The organism is Nonomuraea sp. KM90 (genome assembly GCF_052246675.1).
In the GTDB taxonomy this organism is placed as follows: domain Bacteria; phylum Actinomycetota; class Actinomycetes; order Streptosporangiales; family Streptosporangiaceae; genus Nonomuraea.
Genome location: NZ_JBQQCB010000255.1, coordinates 1 through 6,484, shown reverse-complemented (window position 1 = coordinate 6,484; position 6,484 = coordinate 1). Strand labels below are relative to the sequence as shown.

The 6,484-nt window shown below is 66.4% G+C and carries 5 protein-coding genes and 2 pseudogenes; 5 read left to right on the top strand and 2 right to left on the bottom strand.

The features are described 5' to 3' along the window. A partial coding sequence (locus tag ACTWPW_RS62540) for a zinc ribbon domain-containing protein (RefSeq protein WP_443174775.1) occupies positions 1–209 on the top strand: 209 nt, incomplete at its 5' end. Between the two features lie 16 nt (positions 210–225). Here the strand turns inward: ACTWPW_RS62540 and ACTWPW_RS62535 are convergent. Next, a complete protein-coding gene (locus ACTWPW_RS62535; protein WP_443174774.1) occupies positions 226–519 on the bottom strand; it encodes a hypothetical protein in 294 nt (97 codons plus the stop codon). 66 nt (positions 520–585) lie between these two features. On the opposite strand from ACTWPW_RS62535, the gene ACTWPW_RS62530 reads away from it, so the two are divergent. The 4 genes and pseudogenes from ACTWPW_RS62530 to ACTWPW_RS62515 form a co-directional block, all read left to right on the top strand. Further along, a complete protein-coding gene (locus ACTWPW_RS62530) occupies positions 586–1,545 on the top strand; it encodes a hypothetical protein (RefSeq protein WP_443174773.1) in 960 nt (319 codons plus the stop codon). Between the two features lie 530 nt (positions 1,546–2,075). Further along, complete coding sequence (locus ACTWPW_RS62525; protein WP_443174772.1) at positions 2,076–2,798, top strand: hypothetical protein; 723 nt, start codon at positions 2,076–2,078, stop codon at positions 2,796–2,798. Positions 2,799–3,030: 232 nt separating this feature from the next. Continuing rightward, positions 3,031–3,798 (top strand): annotated as a pseudogene (locus tag ACTWPW_RS62520) (IS256 family transposase); the annotation flags it as partial. Positions 3,799–3,986: 188 nt separating this feature from the next. Further along, positions 3,987–4,460: pseudogene (locus ACTWPW_RS62515) on the top strand (transposase); the annotation flags it as partial. 1,031 nt (positions 4,461–5,491) lie between these two features. On the opposite strand, the gene ACTWPW_RS62510 reads toward ACTWPW_RS62515, so the two are convergent. After that, the gene (locus ACTWPW_RS62510) at positions 5,492–6,307 is read right to left on the bottom strand and encodes a hypothetical protein (protein WP_443174771.1); all 816 of its coding nucleotides are present in this window, start codon (positions 6,305–6,307) and stop codon (positions 5,492–5,494) included. Positions 6,308–6,484 lie beyond the last annotated feature (177 nt).

Genomic DNA, 6,484 nt, shown 5'->3' with positions numbered 1-6,484 from the left:
CTGAAAGCGCCGGTCGAGAGCTGATCTCCGTGGACCCCCGCAACACCTCCCGCACGTGCGCCCAATGCGGGCACATGGCGAAAGAGAACCGCGCCACCCAAGCCGAGTTCGCCTGTACGGCGTGCGGTCACACCGCGCACGCCGACGTCAACGCGGCGATCAACATCCTCGGGGCAGGGCTTGCCCTTCGCGAAGCCGCAGCGGCTTAGCGAGAAGCCACCCTCTTCAGGGGGCGGAGGAGTCACCGACGGAATCGCTCTCACCCCGGCCGACCATCTCGACCTCAACGGCAGCGCAGAGGAGTACCTGCTGGCCGTCACCGGCGATCCGGCCCATCACATCGGAACGATCCGAGGCCGTGATGTTATCCACGTCCGCTTTCGCGCCGCCCGTCTCATCGGTCTTGGTGCCGAACAGGCGCACGAGTTCGGCGGCCTGTTCGACGAGCGCAACACCGCAGAGATGATGGCCGCTCACCTGGAGGCTCAGTTCGGGCCCCGCCCGAGCGTTCGGCCGCATGCCACATCCCCCAAGCCACACGAAGGGGCTACCGGATGATCACACACCGCACGAAGGGACAACTCGATGATCATCATTCAGGTCTCGGCCGTCCACGGCCTCCTCCTGGTGGGCGCCACAACCCGCGACCTGCGGGGCTGCGACGGTAACAAACTGGTCTGGCGCGGCGGCATCACCCCCAGCGGGCGGCGCGGCGCCTGGCAACTGCGGGGATCTGAGGGCGCAGGCTTCCAGCACCTCCTTGCACGTGCGCATGAGATCGCCGACGGGCTGCACGCCGCCGGGCACCAGACCCGGATCGAAACCGTCCTGACACCACCGGCCGGGAGCACCTCCGACCTGCGAGAGCCGCGCATCGCCACGAAGAACCGGCCCGACCCCGCCCGCGCACCATCTCCCACCATCAGCAGAGATCAGACCCCCGCACCGGCACACCTGGCACCTGCGTCCAGCCGGACCGTGCGCGCGGGCCCTGCCCAGAAGACCGCGACGCACCGTGAGCAGCATCGGCGAAATCCTCGCAGCACGTTGCGCCGTATCCACCGGCTCCGCTCCGAGCTCAACCGCATCCGCCGTAAACTCACTGGCGAGGCCTACGCGACCCCACTCGAACACCATGGTCAGACGGTTGTCGACGAGCGAGGCCATCCGGTCACCCGGCCTAACCCGCCGCTGGCGGACCTCCGGCAGCGACTGATCGTGCGGGAGCAACTGCTCCTGGAAAAGCTCGCCTACTGGGAGCACCTGGTCGCCGAAGGCATCAAGGTGTGGCGATGCACCGACTTCGACATCGGCGACTTCGCCCTCTACCACGGCACCTGGTACGAGGTCGTCCGCGTCAACGACAACAGCATCACCATCCCCGCAGGGCAGCTTTGCCTTGGTCAGCAAATCGTGCGGCGTCAGCACACCGCTGATCAGACAGGACGACCGCCTGCGGCCACCACCCGCGTGGAGTACTACGACATCACCGGCCGGATGAGTGTCCATGAAGCCGACACGCACTTCCCGCTCGTCACCTGTTGACATCCTCCGCCCGCCTGAATGCGGGGGATTCCAACAGCAACTACCCCACCAGGAGGAGGTCGTGATGAGGTTCGCGGTGCTCCGGCTCGGTAACCCGTGGCCCTCCCGCGCAGCGGCCGCGCTCGTCGATGCGTGTCCACGCGCGATCGGCGAGCGACGGCACGCCGCGCGGATGCATTGCCTGCCGAGCAGGGCCTGGAAGAGATCAGCCACCGCTCAGGGGTCCGCATCGTTGACAGTGCCACCCGGTGCCTCACGTCCTTGTCTCCCCCAGTCTGACGGTATCAAGCCTTAAGGAGGCGTCTCCGACTGTGCAATGAGCGATCTTCGCAGCGCGGGACGGCAGGAGTGCGGCTGCTCAGAGAAGCACGCAGCGGGGACACCCTCCCGACGGCAATGCGGCGTTCTACCGGGCCGTCAGCCGGAAGGCTGGCGCTGCGCCAGCCGTCCGCGGCCGGCTCACCTTCATGCTCCGCCCTGGCCACCAGCTCTTCAGGGACCCGAACACCTCCTCACATTCAAGGATTTCGATGACCACGACGCCATCCCCGCAGGGCGTCTCCCCCGACCTCGCTCATGCCCGCACCGTCGACCTGGCCGCCGCCCCCCATGGTCGCCTGCGGATAACGGCTACCGCCAACCTTCTCACCGGAGCGCTGCGCTGCCACGTCGTGGCCGCCCAGGTCCGGGGCACCTTCACCCTCGAACCCGCCTTCGACACCAACCGCATCGACCCCGACACCACCCGTGTCACCCTCCACTACGGAGATGAACTTCCCGCCGGCGTGCTCCTGCGGCGCCATCGCCCTGATCGGCCACTCATTGACCACGATATTCAGTTGATCGACTGCAGCACCATTGACGCCAGCCACGCCCTCGCCGGTGCCCGCACCCCAGCGGATCTCGGCGTTCGCGCCCTGCGGTGTGACGCCTCCACCCAATACCGGCGCGCGCCCGCACCGGCCTATGCCAACGACATCGCCGCCGCTGTCATCGCCGCCCTGGCCATCCATTGGATGCAACGAGACGACCTCGCTCAGCTGCGCCGCGCGGCCGCTCGGCACCTGATCGAGCGGGTCGGGCTATCCCACCAGCGCGACACCATCGCCACCCTCGAAGCGTTGATCGCCGCCAACCAGGAGGAGCTCGCCCATCACCGCGCCCACCTCGCCTACCTGGAAGGCCTCAGCGCCACTCATCCCCGCAACACACCCGGCGGCGGGGACGACATCAGACCGTCGCACGCGGCGTGAACCGCGCCCGGAGCGGCCCGGCACACTCCTGCCCTCCGGCTCAAGAACCGGCTCAGGAACAGCGAACAAGCCGCTGAGGTCGCCTGAGCTGGTGCACATATCTCGCGCGGCTGAGGGTTGCGTCCGCGGAAGTGGTGTACGAGTTTGACCTGGTCAGCAGGTGTGGCGTCGTGAAATGAGAACGGCCATCGCGTGATCCTTCGTAGCAACGATTCCAAGAAGGAGAACGGCGATGACCGCGGACAACAGTGTGACGCCTGCCCGGTGGCTGGCGCAGCAGATCGAGACCGGTGATCCGGATCTGTTGCGATCCATGGTGAAGACCATGGCCGAGACGTTGATGTCGGCCGAGGCCGACAGCCTGTGCGGGGCCGCCTACGGGCAGCGCAGCGACGAGCGGACCAACTCCCGTAACGGCTACCGCACCCGTGAGTGGGACACCCGCGCGGGCACGATCGAGCTGGCGATTCCGAAGCTGCGGTCGGGCTCGTACTATCCGGACTGGCTGCTGGAGCGCCGGCGGCGGGCCGAGCAGGCACTGGTCAGCGTGGTCGCCACGTCCTACCTGCTGGGGGTGTCGACGCGGCGGGTGGACAAGCTGGTGGAGCAACTCGGCATCAAGCACATCTCCAAGAGCCAGGTCTCGGCTATGGCCAAGGTGCTGGATGAGCAGGTCGAGGCGTTCCGCACCCGGGCGCTCGATAGCGGCCCGTACACGTTCGTGTGGCTGGACGCGCTGACGCAGAAGGTGCGCGAGGGCGGCCGCACGATCAATGTGCACGCGCTGGTCGCCACCGGCGTCAACGCCAACGGCCAGCGCGAGGTCCTCGGCCTGGACGTCACCTCGGCCGAGGACGGCGCGGGCTGGCTGGCGTTTCTGCGCGGCCTGGTCGCGCGTGGCCTGTCCGGGGTTCAGCTGGTCGTCTCCGACGCCCACCGCGGCCTGGTGGAGGCGATCGGTGCCGCCCTGCCTGGGGCGGCGTGGCAGCGGTGTCGCACGCACTGAAGCCGTCAAGAAATAACTTGTCGGCGTGTCTGTTGGGCGATGGCCCGTGGACGTCCCGTCCGGTCCCACATGCTGCACGACCACATTCAGGTGCAGCAAGAGCCTTACGTGCTTTCCTGGGCCCGCCATACACCCTCGACGAGGCGAAATGCGGAAATCGACAGCTTGTTTCTTGACGGCTTCACTACCTGCGCAATCTGCTCACCACCGTGCCCAAGTCGGCGCAGCCGTGGGTGGCCACGCTGGTGCGCACCATCTTCGACCAGCCCACCGCCGAACAGGTCCGCAGCCAGCACGCCTGGGTCATCGAGGCCCTGGAGGCCAAGTATCCGGCCGCGTGCGAGCATCTGGACGCCGCCCGGGAGGACCTGCTGGCCTTCGCCGCCTTCCCGCGCGAGACCTGGCGCCAGATCTGGTCCAACAATCCGCAGGAACGGCTGAACAAGGAGATCCGCCGTCGCACCGACGTGGTCGGTATCTTCCCCGACCGGACCGCGATCATCCGGCTGGTCGGCGCGGTGCTGGCCGAGCAGACCGATGAATGGACCGAAGCCCGCCGCTACATGGGCTTGGACATCCTGGCCAAAGCCCGCGTCCGGCTGATCATCAGCGACACACCGGCGCAGAACCCGCTCCCACAGACACTTACCGCTTAACCTGCAGAAACAGGATCACGCGAAGATCGATTCATACACCACGTCCGTGGACGTGACCCGGCTGAGAGCCGATGGGCGCAGCTTGGCTCTGTCCGTAGTAGGGCTTCTCGGGTGGAGACCAAGTAGGCCAGTAAGGGTGCCACAGGCCAGATGCCCTGTCCGTGTCTGATCAGGGACCGTTTTGGCTCCCGCGCCGACCGAGTTCTCATTCAGATGAGTCAGTCTCCGGCGTCGACTCGGAGCAGACGCCGAACGAATCACCTCGACCTGCTGCCAGTCACCATGCCCGGCGCGCGCCGTGCCCCAACGCCGACCGTACGAACGCCCTAGCTGTTGCCGAGCGGGATGTTTGTGATGCTGGGAGGTGCCCGCGTCAGATTCGGTGCAGCCGCCGGGCTCAGTGCTGTCGTGGCCAAAAAGGCCCGCGCGGCACCGGGGTTACCTGGGAGTGCCTAACGGTGTCGAGGGCATTCTGCGCTCGACTGAGCAGGGTAACGCGGGAGGAGCCAGGTCATCGCAGACTACGCAAACGGTCGCCGTCGCCGCGGGCCGTCCGGTGAGGGCGTGCCACGCCGATGAACAAGACCGTCAGGAGGAAGACCATCATGGCCGCACTCCCGATGCTTTCATGCCCGCTTTCGAATGCCATCGCGGCCAGCACGGCACTGGCCGCTCCTACGGCCGGAGCTGCGGTCCGGGTGAGGAATTGGCACGCCCCTCGCGAGGGCTCGGGATTCGGCCGGCCGTGTGGGGAGGAGAGGGCGCCGGCGATTCGTTGCCGGTCGTGTGTCGGGATGGCGGGATCTACGATCAGCTCATTCATGCGATTCCAGCTTCGTGCTTGTACGAAACGAGAAGTGATTGACACGCCAGCAGAGCCGCCGCTTCGGGGGTTGTGTCGAGAATGCCGAGTCAACTGGTGACGTGCCTGCGTCTGGACTCGATGACAGATGCCAGGCATACCTCTCCTCCAAGTGTGGACGATCGCGAACGGCATCCGCGTTGACACGTACGGCGTTGAGATCCGAGACCTAGCGCGTGGGTTGGTGATCCTCGTGCCAGAGCTCTGCGCCGTTCTTGTCGTAGCCGACGATCTTAAAGCCTTCGGCGTACAAGTCGTCGCTACGCTGCTGTGTCCCGGCGAACATCCGGAACCCGCCGATCTTCCACGGGTCGGGCCTGGTGTCGGCGCTCACCGACGTGCCGTCCCTGAAGGTCAGCGCGACACGCTTGGTCTTGGTGCTGGTGATGCCGAACCAGTGCTCCTTGTACTCTCGCAGCTCCACCTGCATGGGCTTGCCGTCCATGTCGATCAGCGCCCGGGCGGGACCGCCTCTCTCGATCACCGCCATGCCGGATGAGAGGCTGTTCACGGCCACGCTCTGCCCGTCCAGTTTCCAGATCAGGGTCATGGTGTCGGGTGTCTTGTAGCGCCTCACCTCGAGCTCGCCTGGCATATCCACGGTAGGGCCGACCTGCCTGGCGTCGGTCTCGGGCACCGTCATGGACTGCCGCCGCTGGATTCGTTTGATCGTCTCACCCCCGCCGCCCGCGAACTCGAACGCCGTCACCGTCTTGTCCGCGGGAACGGTGACAGTCCAGACGGCCTGAGGAGCGCCTTGCGGTGTCTGGAGCGCGCCGGCGACTCGTCCGCCTTCCTTGAGTACCGCCGCGACGTGGGCGACCTTGGCCTGCGCGGTGCCGTAGTGCAGCACCTTTCCCGTGGCAGAGGGCGGGAACGAGTGGGTGGAACCCTGATCTGTGGCCTCCTCGCCGTCAATCGGCTTGTCGCTGCAAAACGTCGTGCCCCCACCAGACCTGGACTTGTCCTCCTGGCAGAAGACCATGGCGCCGCTCTTCGCCCTGGCGTACCAGAACGAGATGGGTCGCCCCTCTGAGTGGGCGTTTAGGGATGGTTGGTTGGCGAATGCCCAGCTCTGTAGTCGCAGCCTTTTGGGCTCTTTTCCCTGTCTGTGTAGTTTGTGTAGTCCTCATCGCCCATGCGAGCGACCATTTGATGATGA

What these genes read in the sequence shown, in the direction of transcription:
- ACTWPW_RS62535 (WP_443174774.1), bottom strand. Translation starts at nt 519, where the DNA reads ATGCGGCCGAACGCTCGGGCGGGGCCCGAACTGAGCCTCCAGGTGAGC.
- ACTWPW_RS62530 (WP_443174773.1), top strand. Translation starts at nt 586, where the DNA reads ATGATCATCATTCAGGTCTCGGCCGTCCACGGCCTCCTCCTGGTGGGC.
- ACTWPW_RS62525 (WP_443174772.1), top strand. Translation starts at nt 2,076, where the DNA reads ATGACCACGACGCCATCCCCGCAGGGCGTCTCCCCCGACCTCGCTCAT.
- ACTWPW_RS62510 (WP_443174771.1), bottom strand. Translation starts at nt 6,307, where the DNA reads ATGGTCTTCTGCCAGGAGGACAAGTCCAGGTCTGGTGGGGGCACGACG.